Origin of the sequence: Cupriavidus malaysiensis (assembly GCF_001854325.1) — a bacterium.
GTDB lineage: Bacteria > Pseudomonadota > Gammaproteobacteria > Burkholderiales > Burkholderiaceae > Cupriavidus > Cupriavidus malaysiensis.
Window position 1 is genome coordinate 2,375,061 of the sequence record NZ_CP017755.1, and the last position, 15,388, is coordinate 2,390,448.

General features: G+C 70.8%; 10 protein-coding genes. 2 read left to right on the forward strand and 8 right to left on the reverse strand.

Annotated elements, in window-relative coordinates; translation table 11 throughout:
- Positions 1–45: 45 nt before the first annotated feature.
- Positions 46–1,023 carry a LysR substrate-binding domain-containing protein gene (locus tag BKK80_RS30025; protein WP_071072445.1) on the reverse strand — a complete coding sequence of 326 codons (978 nt, stop codon included), beginning with the start codon at positions 1,021–1,023 and terminating at the stop codon, positions 46–48.
- 199 nt (positions 1,024–1,222) lie between these two features.
- On the opposite strand from BKK80_RS30025, the gene BKK80_RS30030 reads away from it, so the two are divergent.
- A complete protein-coding gene (locus BKK80_RS30030; RefSeq protein ID WP_071018999.1) occupies positions 1,223–2,440 on the forward strand; it encodes an MFS transporter in 1,218 nt (405 codons plus the stop codon).
- Positions 2,441–2,443: 3 nt separating this feature from the next.
- Positions 2,444–3,100, forward strand: a complete 657-nt coding sequence (locus BKK80_RS30035; protein ID WP_071072447.1) for a DNA-3-methyladenine glycosylase — start codon at positions 2,444–2,446, stop codon at positions 3,098–3,100.
- Between the two features lie 51 nt (positions 3,101–3,151).
- Here BKK80_RS30035 and BKK80_RS30040 read toward each other — a convergent pair whose 3' ends face one another.
- The 7 genes from BKK80_RS30040 to BKK80_RS30070 form a co-directional block, all read right to left on the reverse strand.
- Positions 3,152–5,416, reverse strand: coding sequence for an energy transducer TonB (locus BKK80_RS30040; protein ID WP_157903369.1), 2,265 nt, complete (start codon positions 5,414–5,416; stop codon positions 3,152–3,154).
- The gene (locus BKK80_RS30045) at positions 5,413–6,273 is read right to left on the reverse strand and encodes a PP2C family serine/threonine-protein phosphatase (RefSeq protein ID WP_156811451.1); all 861 of its coding nucleotides are present in this window, start codon (positions 6,271–6,273) and stop codon (positions 5,413–5,415) included. The genes BKK80_RS30040 and BKK80_RS30045 overlap by 4 nt, the downstream gene beginning before the upstream one ends.
- Positions 6,177–6,860 carry a vWA domain-containing protein gene (locus tag BKK80_RS30050; RefSeq protein ID WP_071038632.1) on the reverse strand — a complete coding sequence of 228 codons (684 nt, stop codon included), beginning with the start codon at positions 6,858–6,860 and terminating at the stop codon, positions 6,177–6,179. Before BKK80_RS30050 ends, BKK80_RS30045 begins: the two co-directional genes overlap by 97 nt.
- Before the next feature lie 270 nt (positions 6,861–7,130).
- Positions 7,131–8,027 (reverse strand): YfaP family protein, encoded by an 897-nt coding sequence (locus tag BKK80_RS30055; protein WP_084084981.1) that lies wholly within the window; start codon positions 8,025–8,027, stop codon positions 7,131–7,133.
- A 25-nt stretch (positions 8,028–8,052) separates the two neighbouring features.
- On the reverse strand, positions 8,053–8,814 hold the full coding sequence (locus BKK80_RS30060) for a YfaP family protein (RefSeq protein ID WP_071073425.1): 762 nt from the start codon (positions 8,812–8,814) through the stop codon (positions 8,053–8,055).
- 77 nt (positions 8,815–8,891) lie between these two features.
- Positions 8,892–10,571 carry a DUF2300 domain-containing protein gene (locus BKK80_RS30065; RefSeq protein ID WP_236904000.1) on the reverse strand — a complete coding sequence of 560 codons (1,680 nt, stop codon included), beginning with the start codon at positions 10,569–10,571 and terminating at the stop codon, positions 8,892–8,894.
- Positions 10,572–10,647: 76 nt separating this feature from the next.
- Positions 10,648–15,339: an alpha-2-macroglobulin family protein gene (locus BKK80_RS30070; protein WP_071073429.1), complete on the reverse strand. Its 4,692-nt coding sequence runs from the start codon at positions 15,337–15,339 to the stop codon at positions 10,648–10,650.
- Positions 15,340–15,388: the final 49 nt, after the last annotated feature.

Genomic DNA, 15,388 nt, shown 5'->3' on the forward strand with positions numbered 1-15,388 from the left:
GGTGGCGCCGCGCGTGCACCGGGCGCGGCGGCGAAGCTGCGCATTCTACCGCAGCGCCTGTTCCGGCGGACGCCGCGCGGCGGCCTCGCGCAAGGCCCGCAGGAAACCCTCGGTGGCCGGCCCGAGCTCGCCGCCACTGCGGCGCAGCACGCCGATCGGCTCCTCGGTGCCCTGGCTGTCCAGCGGCAGCCGCACCAGCACGCCCTGCGCGATGGCGCGCCGCGCCGCCGACAAGGGCGCCAGCCAGACCGCGTCGGTCGCCAGCGCGGTCATCTGTCCCAGCAAGGCATCGGAAGTCTCCAGGCAGCCCGCCGGCAGCGGCAGGCCGTGGCGCGCCAGCAGGCTTTCGGCGCTGTGGCGCGGCACCGAACCGGCCGCCGGCAGCACCAGCGGGCAGGCCAGCGCCTCGGCCAGCAGCGGGTGGCGGGCGGCGGCCAGCGGATGGCCGGCACGCACCGCCAGCACCAGCGGCTCGGTGCCGAGCATCTCGAACCACAATCCCTCCATGGCGGCCGGATCGTCCATGCGGCCCAGCACCACGTCGAGGCGGTCCGCCTTCAGCCACTCGATCAGCGGGCGGTTCATGCCCGTCTGCACCGCCACGGCGATGTCCGGATGGGCCTGGCGGAAGGCCGTCAGCACATCGAACAGCAGGTCCGGCACCACGCTGGGCAGGGCGCCCAGCCGGATGCGCTCGACCGCCGCCGGACCATCGCTGACGCTGCGCGCGGCCTCGTCGAGGTCATCGAGCACACGCAGCGCGTGGCGCAGGAAGCGCATGCCGGCCGCGGTCAGGTCGGTGCCCGCGCGCTTGCGCACCAGCAGGCGCGCGCCGACCAGTTCCTCCAGCTCGCTCAGCGTCTTGGACACGGCGGGCTGGGTCAGTCCCAGCTTCTCGCCGGCCAGGCCCAGGTGCTGCAACTGGGCCACCGCGACGAAACAGTGCAGGTGGCGCAGGCGCACGCGCTTGCGGAAGGCCTCATGGCTGGGGCCGGCCCCTCCCGGATCGCGACGGAAATTCATGGAAACCCCGTCCATTGGCAAATTTTCATGAATATTCCCCAAAAACAAGGCGCTACTTATACTGCGCGCAGGATTCACCGGCAACCGGTATCATCCCGGATGGCCCGGCCGCCGTCGGCCGGGCCCGGCAGGATCCTCCAGGTGCCGCACCGCGCACCCGCCTGCCACCGTTCCGTCGCTCCCGCCCCTGTCGTCCCTTATGCCACCCACCGCCACGACTCTCGAAGCCTCGCCCCAGGGCGAGCCCGGGAGCGGCAGCCTCAGCCTGCGCATCCTCGCCATCGTCTTCTTCAACTTCGTGGCCTACCTGGCCGTCGGCCTGCCCATCGCCGTCGTACCCGGCTTCGTCCACGACTCGCTCGGCTACGGCACCGTGCTGGCCGGCCTGGCCGTCAGCATCCAGTACCTGGCCACGCTGCTGAGCCGGGCCTATGCCGGCCACCTGTGCGATGTCCAGGGCCCGAAGCGCTCAGTGGTGACGGGCCTGGCGCTGTGCGCCGGCAGCGGTGCCCTGACCCTGGTGGCCGGCCTGTTCGCGCACACGCCCGCGCTCGGCCTGGCCTGGCTGTTCGCCGGCCGGCTCGTGCTCGGCGCCGGCGAAAGCCTGGTCACCACCGGCACCATCGCCTGGGGCATCGGCAGCGTCGGCGCGCGCCACACCGGCCGGGTCATCTCCTGGAACGGCATCACCACCTACGGCGCCCTGGCCCTGGGCGCGCCGCTGGGCGTGATGCTGGGCCACGCATGGGGCCTGCCGGCCATCGGCGCGGTGACCACCTTGCTGGCCGGCGTGGCCCTGCTGCTGGCGCGCCGCAAGGCCGCCGTCCCCACCGTGGCCGGCGAGCGCCTGCCCTTCCGCCGCGTGTTCCGCGCCATGACGCCCTTCGGCCTGTGCCTGGCGCTGGGCTCGGTCGGCTTCGGCACCATCACCGCCTTCGTCACCCTGCTGTTCGCCAGCCACGGCTGGGACCACGCCGCGCTGGCCCTGACCCTGCTCGGCGCCTGCTTCGTGCTGGCGCGGCTGCTGCTGGCCGACGCCATCGGCCGCTTCGGCGGCTATCCCGTGGCGCTGGCCTCCTTTGCCGTCGAAGCCTGCGGGCTCGCCTTGATCGCGCTGGCGGCCACGCCGGCCATGGCCCTGGCCGGCGCCGCCGTGACCGGCTTCGGTTTCGCGCTGGTGTTCCCCGCGCTGGGCATGGAAGCGGTGCGCCTGGTGCCGCAGTCCAACCGCGGCTCGGCACTTGGGGCCTATGCGCTTTTCCTCGACCTGGCGCTCGGGCTGACCGGCCCGGTGGCCGGCTGGCTGGCCAAGCACCAGGGCTATGGGGCGGTCTACCTGTTCGCCGCCGTGTCCGCGCTGCTGGCGCTGGGGCTCAGCGTGGCCCTGTCCATGCGCCGGGACCCGGCGGCAGACTGAACCATGCCTGCCAGCGCCCCGCCCGCCAGCCCGTTGCCCGCCCTGCGCCCGCTGCGGCGCGACGAGCTGCCGGCCGACGCGGTCGGCCTGGCGCGCTACCTGCTGGACAAGGTGCTGGTCCACGACCTGCCGGAAGGCCGCCTGGCCGGGCGCATCGTCGAGACCGAGGCCTATCCGGTGGGCGACCCGGCCAGCTACGCCTACCGCGGGCGCACACGCGCCAATGGCGCCATGTTCCTGGCCCCGGGCCACGCCCATGTGCGGCTGCTGTACGGCCTGTCCTGGACCCTCAATATCTCGGCCGAGGCCGAGGGCATCGGCGCCGGCATCCTGGTGCGCGCGCTGGAACCGCTGGCGGGGCTGGAGGCCATGCGCCAGCGCCGGCCGGCCGCGCGCCCGCTCGACCTGGCACGCGGTCCCGGGCGCCTGGGCGCGGCCATGGCGATCGGGCCCGGGCTGGACTGCGTCGACCTGTGCACGGGCGCGGGGCTCTGGCTGGCAGACCGTGCCACTGCGGCCGGCGATTGCGGCACCGTCGGCGTGGCACGCCGCATCGGCCTGTCGCGCGCAGCCGATCTGCCGCTGCGCTTCTTCGTGGCGGACAACCCTTATGTCAGCGGCCCGAGGGCGGCACTGCGGGAAGCGCAGGGCCAGGCCTGAACTTTCCGGCGAAACCGCGAGGCAGGCCCCATACCGGGCACCTCGGCGGCCTCATGGGTCAATGGCAAGAAGCAAGTCGAGCGAGCCGGCGGACAGCCGGCCGTCCTTCAGCGCGGGGAGGTAGTTCCAGCGCGACGCTGCCGTCGCGACGTTCCGGTCGACCCTGTGCGAGCCGCTGGTGCGTATGACGGCCACGCGGCTGGGCTCGCCCAAGCGGTCCAGCGTCATGCGCAGCTCAACCGATTTCCCATGCTCCGGACGCTCTGCGACGAGGCGTATCCAGGGAGAGAGACGCTCCATCGACGCAATCTCGACGCTGGCGGCCCTGGCCTGGAACTCCTGGGCCGTATCGATCGCCCGCACCAGGCTTTCCGCCGCCACGCCAAGCGTTTGCCAGCGCCCGTGCGGAAGCAGCGCCTCGCTGGCGGCCGGGGCGATCGGCAGGACCGAGGTTGCCTCGCGCGTGGGCCTCGAAGCGGCCTCGAATCGCGATGCGACGGCGTAATAGACGAGCGCCGCCGCCTCTCCTTCCGTGTTCCAGGCCGCCGCGGCCATGCCGTACCACGCCCGGTGGTCCAGCGGGCGTGCCCAGATGGCCTGTGTGAAGAACGCGCTTGCCGCCTGCGGCTCTCCGTGCGCGAGGTGGTACTTCCCGAGCGCCAGCGCGGCGTAGTGCGCGCGCGGCGCTCTCACCAGGCGGTCACGATACCGGTCGATCTCCGGATCGATCGATGCCGCGGCAGTGCCGGCGGTCCGCCCTTGCACCTTGCGGAGGTCGCGCGAATCCATGAAATCGGCGATATCGGCGGCATACCCCGCGACGTAGGCAGCGCTGTTCTCGCCTCCCGACAGCGCCTCGCCTTCATGCAGGCGCCGCAGGATCAGCTTCACGTCTTCATAGCGGCCACTGCTTGCCGCAGCGGCCACAGCGCGCACGTCCGCCCTCGCGGTAGCGAGTGCAATACCAGAAGTGAACTCGGCCTCGGACACATCGCGGCGCCACAGTACCTCCGGCTCGCGCGCATTCGCTCCCACCACCTGCGACGGGCCGTCGCTACGCTCGCTGTCGTCATGGGGCCACGCCAGCATCACCAGGACGATCGATGCGATGACCGCGACCGCTGCGAAGAAGATGTGCGTGACATTGTGCTGGGCTGCGGGCAACGGCAGGGATACCGGAGGCGGCAGCCTGGGCGACGGCGCGCTGCCGCCCGGCGCTGCTGACGCCTGTTTGCGAGCCCCCTTGCGTGCATTCCCCTTCCCAGTCATTGCTGCTGCTTTGGCGATCAAGGCCGCGCGCGCGCAGGCAGCGCAGGGAAAGCCCGCAAAATGCTGATGGGAGGCATCGGCGGCACAGGCCTGCAGCCCACCCGCGTCGCGCAGTGCGTAGCCGCGCAGCGCTTGTGCCCACTCCACCGCAGTGGGCCGTGCCTCCCCGGGACCGGCAAAGGCCCGGTCGAACATGCGCCGCAACTCGGCCGGCATCATGGTGTGCCCGCTGGTCGGATTGGGCGCGATACGCGGATTCGGCTGCACGCCGTACGCATAGCAGCCCTCGCGGATACGCCCGGCCAGCTCGGTCGGCACCTTGCCATCGACCGGCTTGCCGCTGAAAGGATGGATACCGAAATTCAGCAATTGGAAGACCACCACGGCGAGCGCGAAGCGGTCCTGGATCTCCTCGCCCGCTGCGACCGGGGCGCGCCCCTGCAATTCCGGGGCTAGGTAGTCGACCGTGAACTGCTGGGCGGGGAAGCGCTCGGCTTCGCCCTGGATGCTGAAACCGTCGCAATCCAGCATGGCGATGTAGAGCGAGTCGCGGTAGAAGCGCAGATTGACTGGCTTCAGATCGACGACATAGTGTCGCTGACGGTGCAAGGCGGCGATCACGGCGCTCAGATTCGCCGCCAGCGTGATCTTGGCGCCCAGCCCCGTCGGCAGCCCGGCGGCTCGCGCCTGCCGCTCGAGCAGGATCTCCTCGAGCTCGGCCGTGCGCTGTATGTCCAGCACCGGCATGACGAAGCCGATGAAATTGCCGCGCGCATCCCGGAGCGGCGCCTGCGGCCAGGCGATCTGCACATAGCGCTTGCCCTGCTCGACCTGGTCCGGAAGTTCGGGGCTCAGGCGCAGCATGGCATCGATCTTGCGCTGGCAGAGGCCCCGGTCCAGGTGCGCGTGGTAGAGCTTGGCGACCTGCTGCCGGGCATCGCTCAGCAGATATACGCTGCCGGCACCTCCGCTCTTGACCAGCCGGGCGAGCGTAAGGCTTTGCCCCGGGCCCAGCCACACTTTGCGTGCGCCACCGGATCGCCTCATTCGCGGTGTGCGATCAGCAGCGTCTTGTCGTCACCGGTGATGGCATGCGTACGGGGATCCGCCAGCGTGGCCGCGAGCGCCTGGCATCCCGCATGGCCGCTCGGCGCCTGGCGCAGGAAGCGCTCCACCGGCTCGATGAAGGGACCGTAAAGGCCGGAATTTCCCTTGCACATCGCAAAGGGCATGCTGCCATCGGACATCAGCAGCACGCTGGACGGATCCTGGCGGATCGCCGTGGTCCTGAGTCGACGACGCCAATCCGGCCCCGTGACGAAGAATGTCTCGTTGGCGTACTCGCCATTCAGCGGCAACGAAATATCCGGCCCCGCCGCAGCCAGCCGCGAGCAGGCCACGCCCACGCCATCGCCGATATGGAAGAAGCCGCCGCCGCGCGGATCCGCCACCACGCCGACCACTGTCGTCGCATAGTCATCGAGGCCCGCTCCCGCCGCGATGGCGATCTCCTGCAGCGCCTCGCGCACCCGGCCGATCACGGCCGCGATGGCCTGCTCGAACAAGGCCGGCTCCAGTTCGGGAAGCTCTTCGCCTTGCCTCAGCCGTGTAGCCAGCGCATGCACGGTGGATCGGGCAAAAAACTCGGCGCCCGCCTGGCTGTAGCGCGCGGAACCGGCGCCATCGCATACCGCGGCAACCAGGATCTCCCCGACCACCGCATGCGCGGACGCGTCCTGGCAAGGCAGCCCTTGGTCCAGGTGCGTCTTACCGGTCGCCGAAGCGGAGAATACTCGCCAGCCCATGCTCAAACCGCCACGGTCGACCAACTGTCCGTCGAAGGTAGCTGAGCCTGCGTACCCGGCGTCGACTGGGACACGGCCTGCATGCTGGCGCTGAGCCACAGGAAAAGCTCACGGAACTGCAAACCCTTGAGCTGCTTCACGCCCGGAGTCCCCTTGCTGCTGAATCTTCCCAGCACATCGACGCTGGCGCTCTCGCCCACCGCGATGGGAAACATCGCGACCTTGTTGGTCCGCTCGGCGTGACATGCCTGGCTGGCACTGGCGTCCCACGCGTCGGTCGGCACGCCGTCGGACATCAGGAAGAGCCATGGGCGCGTATACGCCACGCCTGCCTGCCGGAAGCGCTGCTTCTCCCGTTCGATTTCATCGAGCGCCAGGGCGACCGCCTGGCCCGTCGGCGTCGTCCCGCTGGCGACCAGGTCCGGTGCGCGGAAGTCCATCGCGTCGCACCACTCGCCAGCCACCTCGGCATCGTCGTTGCCACCGAGGCGGATCACCAGGATGCGGACCCGCTTGCTGGCGATGACGTCAGCTTTCAGTTCCTTCTCCAGCAATGCCAACCCCGCATTGAGTTCCTGCATCGGCCGCCCGGCCATGCTGCCGGAGCAGTCCAGCACCAGCGCCAACGGCGTACGCTGCTCGGTGTTGTCGACCAGTGCGACATCCGGTATCCCATTCGACGTCATGAAGATCCTGTGAAGAGTCGGCTCGGGACGCGGCACCTCGCCCCCCATGGGCTGTGGCGTCCCACCACGCCGTATGGCGCGTCGCATCCAAGCCCGTGGGTCATGGAGCGGCCCAGTCTAGCGGCAAGGACGAAGGGCGTGACACACGCCACGCCAAATCAGAATCCTCTCCCCTTCGGCAAGAAGCTCCCTGAAGAATCATCCGAATCCACGCCGTGACCGATGCTCGTCGAGCACTGCATCCTCTTGTCGGCGGCGGCAGGCCCGCCGTCAGCGCATCACGAAGGATTTCACCAGGGTCAACTCGCCAGGCTTGCGCATCGGCACGCGGAATACCTGCTGCCTTTCGTCGAGCGTGTTCTCGTCGGTGATCACGGCGACCTGGGCCACCGTGATGGCTTCGCGGCGGGCACCGCTGCCGTAGTAGTTCACGTAGACCAGGTAGGTGCCTGCCGGCGGGGTCGGATTGGAATAGATCTCCGGCCCGTAGCCGGTGGTGACATCCACGTCGAGCGCGCCGCCGTCCGCCACCACGCGATTGGCGTAGAAAGTGTGCTGCCCGTCGGGCGCCACCACGTGCAGGTCGAGGTCGGTACCGTCGCTGTCCCACGACAGCACCACGCGCAGGCGCGGGCGTGCCCTGCCCGGATAAGCCTCGTAGAACTGCACGCGCTTGGCGCTCCCCTGCGGCGTGCGCAGCTCCACGCCGTTGCTGCCGGCCGAGAAGGCGTAGGGACGGGAGAAGCGCCCGTCCTCCTCCACCCGCTGCGGCATCGCCACACCGTTGACCACCAGGGTGGCGACCCCGCCGGTGACGCCATCCGCCTGCCCGGCCGGTGCCGGCGCGCCGTTCGCCGCCTTGGGCGCGCCGCGGATGCGCCCGGCGATCAGCGCGCTGCCGGGCTGCCCCGGGCGCGTCGACACGGCTACCGCGGGATAGTGCACCTCCTGCGTATAGTCTGCCGCGTCGCGCCCGGCATGGCGCCAGCCGTTCAGCGGCGCGTCGAACGTCACGGCATCCGCGGCCCGCGCCTTGCTGCTGGCCGCGGGCAGCGCGGCCAGCAGCAAGGCGGGCAGCAGCGCCGTCAGCGCGGCGGCGCTGCTGCCAGGCAGGCGCGCGCGCCCGTCGCCGTTCGAGGCTTGCCTGTGGTTTCTCTGTGTTTCCATTCCAGCTCCCGCTCCAGGCCCGCCATCAGAGGCGCACCGATTTCATCAGGGCCAGTTCGCCCAGCTTGCGCAGCGGCATCACCAGCGTCTCCCGCTTTTCATTGAGCGTGTTCTCGTTGTAGATCAAGGTCAGCCTGGCGGTGATCAGGTCGCGCTCGTGCGCGCCGCCGTCGAAGTTGTAGCCGCTGGCGTCGAAGTTGCCCCAGTAATTGACGTAGAACAGCCATACCCCCGGGCGCGGCGCGGCGCTGGAGAAGATCTCCGGCCCTGCGCCGTCCACGCTGTCCACGTCGAGACCGCCGCCCTCGGGCAGCAGCGGACTGGCAAAGAAGGCGTGGCCGCCATCGGGCGAGATCACATGCAGGTCGACCTCGGCCTTGGGATCGTCCCAGGTCAACACGGCACGCAGCTTGGCCTGCACCTTGGTGGCATCGGCCTCGTAGAACTGCAGGCGCTGGCGCGTCCCGCCGTCCGCCGACACGATCTCGACGCTGTTGGAGCCGCGCCCGAAGGCCCACGGCCGCGCGAAGCGCCCCTGTTCGTCGGCGTACAAGGGCATGGCATTGCCGTTGACCACCAGCGTGGCCGGCTTGCGCCCGGCCTTTCCGGCCTGGCGCAGGCGGCCTTCGATCAGCGTGCGGTACTTCTGCGCGCCGCGCTCCACCGGCGGCTTGGGGTAGGCGGCCGTGTACTGCTCGAGCTCGCTGCTCAGCCCGCTGTGGCGCCATCCGCCCGCCGGGCCGTCGAGATCCGCGACCGGGCCGGCCATGGCAGCCAGCGGCGCCATGGCGCAGGCCAGCGCCAGCGCCAGCGCGTTGCGATAGCGGCGCCGGCACGGCACCGCGACGATGGATTCCTGACTCATCATGGGAATGGCGTGCGCACGAGCTTACGCGCCTGGGCTTCGATAAAGGACTCATCCTGCCCGCGCGGATGATGCGCAAAGGCGAGATGCAGGTACTCGTGGGCCAGCGCGATCTGGTCATCCTCGCTGGCCAGCCGGTGGATGTAGAGCCGGTTGCGGCGCGCGTCGGCGTAAGGCCGGCCCTCGCGCACCGCGCACACGGCGGGCAGCGGCGGCGTCTCGTAGCCGGATTCGGCGGCCAGCCGCCCCTGCCATTGCTTCGCGCGGCCGGCCAGCCACTGCCTCGCTCCGGCGATCTCCAGGCAATCGCCAGCCACCGGGCTCTGGAAGGAGGTCAGCGTGGCCTGCGGCCACCAGCGCGCCAGGATGGCGTCGAAGGCCAGGCCCTGGCCTGCCGCGCGCTTCGCTTCGGTCCAGTCCATGCGGCCCTTGCCGCCGGCATCGTGGTGATAGCGCACGGCCACGCCGCTCAGCACCAGCCCGTCGGTCTGGTCGGCGGCGTGCCGCGCCGCGGCGGCAGGAGCATGCGGCAGCACGCGTTGCGTGCGGCTGCTGTCCGCGATGCGGAAACAGCCCTGCGCGCGGGTGGCCTGCTGCACGAGGTAGCTGCGCGCGGCCACGGCCAGCGCGCGCGCCGCCTCCGGCTCGGCGGTGTCGCCCTCGCGCTCCACCACGCGCGCCACGTAGTCGTTCAGGCCGAAGCGGCCCACGATCCGGGCCGGTGCGCCGGGCGGCCGCAGCAGGCTCAGTTCGCCGCGGCTCTGCAGCCGCACGCTGTTGCCATTGGCAAAGACTGCCACGAAGCTGCCATCGAGCCGCCCCGCCGGCACCGCCCCTCCTGCCGGCACGGCCGTCGTTACCTCCCGCAGCGGATAGCGCTCGAACATGTCGACCAGCACGCAGGCGCCATCGTCCGGCACCGGCACGGTGGCGAGCATGGGGCGCAGCAGCGGTGCGGCGCGGCGCAGCACGTCCGCGCTGCCCCCCTGCCCGCCCAGCCAGGCCGGGCTGCCATCGGCCAGCCAGCCGGCGGCGCCGCCGATGGAAGCGCCTGGGCGCGCCGGGTCGGGCATGGTCCAGGTCTTGGCGCGCAGCAGGCTGCCATAGCTGGCCAGCGTGCCTTCGCCGCGGCCCACCGTCAGCACGGAAACCAGCGTGGCGGAGGCGGCCTGCTGCGCCGCGGGCGGCACGGCCTGCAGCGCAGCCAGCAATTCCGCCACCGGCACGGTGCGCTCCGCGCGCACGGCCTGCATGTCCTGCAGCCAGGCGGGCGCGCCCGCCGCCTGCCAGAAGCGGCGCCAGTCGGCGCCCGACAGGCCGAGCCGGCGCGGCTCGAAATAGCGTCCGCACGACTGCACCAGGGCGCGCTCTCGGTCGATCCGCCGGCCTGCCGCGCAGCAGTACGCCTCTTCCGGATCTCCTCCGCGGCAGGTGTAGTCCTGGCTGGCGGCATCGGTGCCCACCAGATAGCTGTAGACGAAGAGCTTCCACACACTGCCCAGCGGCGCGCGCAGGCCCGGCGGCAAGGGCGTCGCCACCGGCGCGCCGGGACCGAGCCGGTAGAGCCTGGCCTCGCCGTCGGCCAACCGGGCGAAGCGCACCGGCTCAGCCCCGCCAGGTTGCGCGGCGGCCGCTGCCGCCGCCGTGCCGGCGCCGCCGGGTGCCAGCGCCGACACCATGACTGACGCCAGCACCAGCAGGACGCCGCCTGCGCGCCGCATCGCGCCGAGGGTGGCAGGCACACCCATCGCCGCCTCACTCCACCGTCAGCGGGTAGGCCGCGGTCTTGCCGTCGCCCTGGAGCGCCTTGGCCTCGGGCTGGTACATGCGGAAGAAACGCGCCGGCGGCAAGCGGAATCGGCCGGGCAACGAGAAGCGCACCAGTTGCCGCAGCACCGCCGGATGCTCAAGCGCAATCACGGGCTGGTGGTAGGAGAGCATGCCCATCTCATAGGTGGTCGCGCGCTGGAAGGCCTGCAGTCCGCTCGCCTTGTTTTCCGGATCGGGAAGCCCGTCGATACGCAGGCCCCAGGTGGTGCCTTCCACCTCGCCACCCGGCGGCAGCGGCACCTCGAGCAGGCCATAGCGGTACGCACCCTGGCGCGGCGTCAGCACGATCTCGTCGACGTAGAGCGTATTGCTGTCGAGCTTGTCACCGGCCTTGACCGGCCTGGCCACGAAATCCAGGCCGGCCGTGCCGGGTGCGCTCCCGCCCGCTTCCTTGTCGTCCTTGGTACCCGCCACCGGCACCAGGCGGTAGAGCCTGCGCTCGATGCCGATGGGCAGGCTCGCCGCCTCGGCCATACGGCTGCGATAAGAGACCACTGCATTGATGTCGGTGGACCGCGAGGCCGCCTCGGCACGCTGCGGCACGCCCAGGGACAGGGTCGCCGGAGGTTGGGCGCCGGTCCAGCGCCACTCCGGCAGGCCCAGCGCGCCGCGCCCGGCCCGCCAGCCGCCTTGCGGCGGCCGCGGCACCGCCTGGGCCTGCGCGGCCAGGCCGCGGCTCAGCCCGCCACCCAGCGCCTTGTCGAGCCAGATCAGGGCCACGGCACGGTCGATGGTGGGGCTCGCAGCACTGGCGCGCGCCAGCAGTGCCTGCACATCCGCCGCGGCGGCACCCTTGCCGTCCATCCGCAGCAGGCTCTGCACCAGCGGCGCCGGGTCGGCCGCCAACGCCTCGCGCGCGGCGTCGGCCGCGCTGGACAGGCCTTCGGGCAAGGGCTGGCCGATCTGCCGGTAGAGCTGGGCGGCCAGCACCGTCGCCACGCGCCGGCCCTGCGGCGAATCGGGGGCGGCGAACACCAGGCTCTCGCCCGCTGCCGCGACTGCGGCAGCGGCCCCGCCGGCGGGACGGCTTAGCTCGGCGGCCACGCCACCGAGCTGGGTCGCCACCGGCAGTTCCATCTCGTGAATGAACCACAGCGCCAGCATGCGATGCAGCAGCGGCTCATTGTGCGCCTGCCGATAGGCGTCCAAGGTACGCTTCCAGTGCTCGGGAGGCAGGCTGATGCCGACGGCGCGGCTGGCCAGCCAATCGGCATAGTAGGCATAGGCGGTCAGCAGCGCGCTGTCGCCCACCTGGTCGCCCCACCAGCCGAACTGCCCGTTGACACCGGCCAGCAAAGCCAGGCGCTGGCGCTGCGTGCGCAGCAGCGCGTCGAGCCCCTGCGTCGTGTTGCCGGTGTCGGCACCGGCGGCGGCCAGGCTGCGCCGGGCCAGGGCCAGCGGGATCAGCCGGCTCGCGGTCTGCTCGGCACAGCCGTAGGGGTAGTCCAGCAGGTCGTCGGCGACACGGGCGAACTGGCTGGCGGCACTGTCGACCAGGCGCAGCCGCACGTCCTGGGCGTCGGCCGGCAGGTTCAGTGCCGCCTCCGCACCCGTCAGCGGCAGCACCAGTTCGCGCGGCGACAGCCAGCCGCTCGGCTCGACCCGCAGCGTGGTCTGCAGGCGGTCCACCGTACGGCCCTGCTGCTTCAGCTCGGCGCTGATCACGCCGCCCCGCAGGGCGCCGCCGGCCACCGGCAGGCGCAGGTAATTGGCACCGCGCTTGAGCGTGACACCCTGGCTGAGGTTGAGGCCCGCGCCCGTCACCACGAGATCGGCGACGGCGTCCCGGGCGCCCTGGTTGAACACGACCATGTCGATGCGGGGCGCATCCTCGCCGCGGTAGTGCCGCGGGCCGGTCCACTTGAGGTAGAGATCCTTGTCCGAGCGGATGCTCGCCGTGCGCTGGCCGACCATGCCATCGCCCGCCATCGCGCGCACGGTGATGCGCCAGCGCGTCAGCGAGTCCGGCATGGTGAAGGTCACGCGCGCGCGGCCGCTGGCATCGGTGCGCAGATCGGCCACCCAGGCCGCGGTGTCCTGTTCATCGCGGCGCGGGCGTTCCAGCACCTTGACGCCGCGTTCGTTGTAGCGGCCGCGCTCGGGACCTCCTGCCCCGGACAGGCCTGACGCGGCCAGATCGTAGCCGATGAAATTGAGGCTCGAGGTGGTGCGCACATTGTTGCGGCGCGGATGGTAGAAGAAGTCCACGATGCTGGGCGCGATCTCGGGCTGCAGCACATAGACCATCTCATCGACCACGCTGACGGTCAGGTTGGCCGGCACCGGCTTGCCGTCGAAGGCGCTGCCGAGGTCCAGCGTGACGGTCTCGCCCGGGGCGTAGACCGCCTTGTCGCTCTTGACGGTCAGCGCGATGGCGGGCTGAGCCACCGCGATGCCCGCATTCTGGAACACGTAGTCGCCGTCCTTCACGTACAGCACCGAGAAGGTCATGTTCGGGCTGAAGTCCCTGCCCACCTGGATGCGGGCGCGCCACTGCCGGTCCGTGACCTTCTGCAGCGAGAGCCAGTCGCCGCCCTTGGACAGCAGGCCGCGGCGCTCGACGCGGTCGCGCTCCAGCGTCAGCAGCGCATCCTCCACCGGCAACGGGAAGGTCACCAGCGCCTCGGCGGTATCGCCGACGTTGTAGCGGTCGCGGTCGAACACGATCTCGATATTCCCGGGCACGGTCTGCAGGCCGTCGCCGGCCACCCAGTGGCTGGCCGCGGCCAGCAGGTTGCCCGCGGCATCCTTGACGGAGAGCGTGTAGGAGCCCGGCTGTTCGAAGCGCACGGGGAAGGACAGCACGCCATTGGCAGCGGCCCCCAGCTTGCCCTCGGTGCGGCTGCGCGACTCCAGCCGCAGCAGTTCCCATTTGGCCGGCACCTGGGCCGGTCCCTGCGCCGCCCCGGTCGAGGCTGCCAGGGCCGCCAGTTCGAAGGTCACGCTCTGTCCGGCATTGGTGAAGTTGGCCGGCGCAGTGAGCTTGTAAGGCGTGGCGCCGCGTGCGATCAGCAGTTCGCGCGTGACCTTGACGCGATAGGCCGCGCCGTCGTTGGCGAACACCGTCAAGACATAGCGGCTCGGGTCCTTGGCCGGCGGCAGGGTCAGCGCGGCGTTGCCGCTGCCGTCGGTGACCAGTTCCTGCTGTTCCAGCTTGAGCGGGAACATGCCGGCATAGCGCAGTTCGCCCTCGACCATGGTCACCTGCTGCGCGCGCAGCGTGACAGACAAGCGCGCCGCCTTGACGGGCTTGCCATCGGGATAGCGCAGCTGGATCTTGCCCCTGACCGTCTCGCCGGTGGCGTAGTCAGCCTTGTCCAGTGCCAGGTTGATGTCGAAATGCGGCTTGATGTACTCGGCCACGCGGAAGGCGCCGCCATAGGTATTGCCGCCGTAGTCGAAGCGCAGCGTATAGCCGCCGGCCAGCGCATTGTCGGGCAGGGCGAAGCGCACATCGGCACCGCCGTCGCCGGTCAGGCGGGCGCCGAGCGTGGCGATCGGGGCGCCGTTGGGATCTAGCACCGCCAGCTTGATGTCGCCGGCCGCGGCCGGCGCCGACTCGTTCGCGCTGCGGAAATCGCGCCCCATGAACTTGACACGCACCTCGTCGCCCGGGCGATACAGCGGCCGGTCGGTGAAGGCGTACAGCTTGGTGTTGTAGATCTCGCTGTCGTAGTAAAAATTCTCCGAGATGAAAACGCCGCCATCGGCGTCCTGGCCCAGCAGGTAGCTGCGTTCGGGACTGGCGTGCTTGAGCTCGGCGATGCCGTCGGCCCCCGTGCCGGCGCTCTGCAGTACGCCCAGGCCATCGGACCAGGCCACGCTGGCACCGGCCACCGGGCGTCCGCTGCGGCGATCGGCGGCCCACACCAGCATGCCGCCGGCCGTGCTCTTGATGACGGCCACGGTGTCGGAAATGAACAGCAGGGTATGCGCGCGGTAGCTGCCGATGATGCCCTCGACGATGTACAGTCCGGGCTTGAGCCTGCCCAGCGGCACCATCACATTGCCGGCGTCGCGCGGCAGGAACTCGCTGCTGCTGCCCTCCAGCCTGGCACCCTTGGGCGGCTCGATCTCCTTGGCATCCCAGATCGGATAGCGGAAGCGCGACACCAGCGGGTATCCCTTGAGCGGCGCGAACTGCGGGTTGCTCTCGAAGCGGGTCGGCTGGGCGATCTGGTCGCCCATGCTGAACTGCGGCGCGTCTTCCACCGCCTGGCTGCGCGTGGCGAAGGACAGCACGCGCTGCCAGGCGCGCCGCGCCTTCTTGTACCAGTTGTCCCACAGGTAGGACAGCGTGTTGGCCATGCCCTCGCCGCGGTAATCGGCCTTGACGTCGAGGCGGTGCAGGTTCTTCTGCGCCTTCAGGAAGGCGAGCGGATTCTCCACGCGGTAGACCAGGATGTCCGCGCCACCGTATTGCTGCAGCTCAGCCTTGTACTCGCGGCCCGGCGCCTCCAGGCGCACCTGCGCCACCTGGTCGCTGCCGAAGCTGGCATCGGACAACAGGAAGAAGGACTGACCGCGCAGCGCCGTGTAGTTGCTCGACGGCACGGTCTCCAGCGTGGCGCCGCCGGCGGCAAAGGCTGACGGGCCGCCCGCCGCCACCGACAGCATCAGCAGCAGGCAGGCGAATCGGGCCCAGGCACGGGCAGCCGTGGCAAAG

Bases quoted from the DNA above. Each gene is read 5' to 3' on its own strand.
- BKK80_RS30025 (WP_071072445.1), bottom strand. From the start codon at position 1,023: ATGAATTTCCGTCGCGATCCGGGAGGGGCCGGCCCCAGCCATGAGGCC.
- BKK80_RS30030 (WP_071018999.1), top strand. From the start codon at position 1,223: ATGCCACCCACCGCCACGACTCTCGAAGCCTCGCCCCAGGGCGAGCCC.
- BKK80_RS30035 (WP_071072447.1), top strand. From the start codon at position 2,444: ATGCCTGCCAGCGCCCCGCCCGCCAGCCCGTTGCCCGCCCTGCGCCCG.
- BKK80_RS30040 (WP_157903369.1), bottom strand. From the start codon at position 5,416: ATGAGGCGATCCGGTGGCGCACGCAAAGTGTGGCTGGGCCCGGGGCAA.
- BKK80_RS30050 (WP_071038632.1), bottom strand. From the start codon at position 6,860: ATGACGTCGAATGGGATACCGGATGTCGCACTGGTCGACAACACCGAG.
- BKK80_RS30055 (WP_084084981.1), bottom strand. From the start codon at position 8,027: ATGGAAACACAGAGAAACCACAGGCAAGCCTCGAACGGCGACGGGCGC.
- BKK80_RS30060 (WP_071073425.1), bottom strand. From the start codon at position 8,814: ATGGCGCCGCTGGCTGCCATGGCCGGCCCGGTCGCGGATCTCGACGGC.
- BKK80_RS30065 (WP_236904000.1), bottom strand. From the start codon at position 10,571: ATGGTGTCGGCGCTGGCACCCGGCGGCGCCGGCACGGCGGCGGCAGCG.
- BKK80_RS30070 (WP_071073429.1), bottom strand. From the start codon at position 15,339: ATGCTGTCGGTGGCGGCGGGCGGCCCGTCAGCCTTTGCCGCCGGCGGC.